A 1,861-nucleotide genomic window follows, 5' to 3' on the forward strand; every position below is an offset into this window, starting at 1 on the left:
CCGGCACCCTCACCTGGACCCGGTCCAGGTGAGGGTGCCGGTGGGCGGTACGGCGAAGCCGTTGAGGAACAGCCAGCACAGGACCGTCGTGCCGGGGGCCGCGGTGAAGCGCGCGCACCCGCCGAGGGCGGCGGCGAGCAGGGACAGGGCCGTCAGCGTGAGTCCGGGGCGGCCCGGACCCGCGACCGTGCCGAGCAGCACCACCACCATCGGCGCGCCGGCGACGGCGCCGGCCCACACCAGCGGGGTGGCGACGGGCTGCGGCACCGGCCTCGGGCCGGTGCCGAGGGTGGTCCACTCGACCATGTCGGCGCTCCCCTTCCGGCGCTCCCCGGTGCCGTCCCGCGGGCGGGACGGCCGGTCGTCGGCGCGCCCGGGTCCCGGCGGGCGAGGAAGAACACCGAGCGGATTTTCGCACCACCGGAGTCCTCGGGCCCGGGGGACCGGCACCGATGGCCGGATTCCGGTGGCCGGGCCGTCCTGCTCCGCCGTGCCGGCGGTCGGGCGGTCACCGCGGTCGGGCGATCACGGAGGTAGGGCAATCAGGCAGGCGATCGGGCGGGTGGTCGGTCAGTCCGTCGGTCGGGCGGGCGGGCGCGCGGTCAGCCGCCCGCGTGGACCGGCTCCGACCGGTCGACCGGGACGGCGCTCCGCGGCTCGTCCGGCGAACCGCGGCGGGTGAGGCGGGTCGCCAGCGGTTCGGTCCAGCGGGCGGTGAGGGGGCCGAGGACGACCAGGATCAGGACGTACGCCGTGGCCAGCGGGCCGATCCGGGGTTCCGTGCCGACGGCGAGACCGGCGATGACGATCGAGAACTCGCCGCGCGCCACCAGCGTGCCGCCGGTGCGCCAGCGGCCCTTGGCCGCGATGCCCGCCCGGCGGGCGGCCCACCAGCCGGTGGCGATCTTCGTGAGCATGGTGACGACCGCCAGGGCGAGCGCCGGGAGCAGCACCGGCGGGATGTCCGCCGGGTCGGTGTGCAGTCCGAAGAAGACGAAGAACACCGCCGCGAACAGGTCCCGCAGCGGGGACAGCAGACCGTGCGCGCCCTCGGCGACCTCCTCGGACAGGGCGATGCCGACCAGGAAGGCGCCCACCGCGGCCGACACCTGGAGGTGCTGGGCGACGCCCGCGACCAGCAGGGTCAGTCCCAGGACCACCAGCAGCAGCATCTCGGCGTTGTCGGAGGAGACCGCGCGGCTGACGATGCGTCCGTGGCGCAGGGCGACGTAGAGGACGGCGCCGACGGTGCCCAGGGAGATCAGCAGGGTGACGCTGCCCCCCGCGAGGCTGACGCCGGCCAGCAGGGCGGTGAGGATCGGCAGGTAGACGGCCATGGCGAGGTCCTCCATGACCAGGACGCACAGGACGACCGGTGTCTCGCGGTTGCCCGTGCGCCCGAGGTCTCCGAGCACCTTGGCGATGACCCCGGAGGAGGAGATCCAGGTGACTCCGGCGAGGGCGACGGCGGCGACCGGCCCCCAGCCCAGGAGCAGCGCGGCGACGGCGCCGGGGGCGGCGTTGAGGACGAAGTCGACGGCGCCCGAGGGGTACTGGGTCTTGAGGGTGGTGACGAGGCTCGACGCGCTGTACTCCAGCCCCAGCATCAGCAGCAGGAGGATGACACCGATCTCGGCGCCCGTGGCGACGAACTCCTCGCTGGCCTGCAGGGGGAGGATGCCCCCGTGGCCGAAGGCGAGCCCCGCGAGGAGGTAGAGAGGTATCGGGGAGAAGCCCACCCGTCCGGCGAGACGGCCCAGCAGCCCGAGGGCGAGGATGATCGCTCCGAGTTCGATGAGCATGGCGGTGGTGTTGTGCACGGGCGTCTGACCTCCGTGGGTCGGTGCGGTGCGGTGCGGTG

At 74.6% G+C, this 1,861-nt stretch carries 1 protein-coding gene and 1 pseudogene; both read right to left on the minus strand.

Annotation, left to right across the window (positions count from 1 at the left end; genetic code table 11):
* Positions 1-12: 12 nt before the first annotated feature.
* Positions 13-306, minus strand: a pseudogene (locus tag AOK18_RS29070) (hypothetical protein); the annotation flags it as partial.
* Positions 307-602: 296 nt separating this feature from the next.
* Entirely contained in the window at positions 603-1,820 is a 1,218-nt protein-coding gene (locus AOK18_RS29075; RefSeq protein ID WP_055696249.1) for a cation:proton antiporter, read from the minus strand.
* Positions 1,821-1,861 lie beyond the last annotated feature (41 nt).

Source organism: Streptomyces prasinopilosus (assembly GCF_001419695.1).
Taxonomy (GTDB): Bacteria; Actinomycetota; Actinomycetes; order Streptomycetales; family Streptomycetaceae; genus Streptomyces; species Streptomyces prasinopilosus.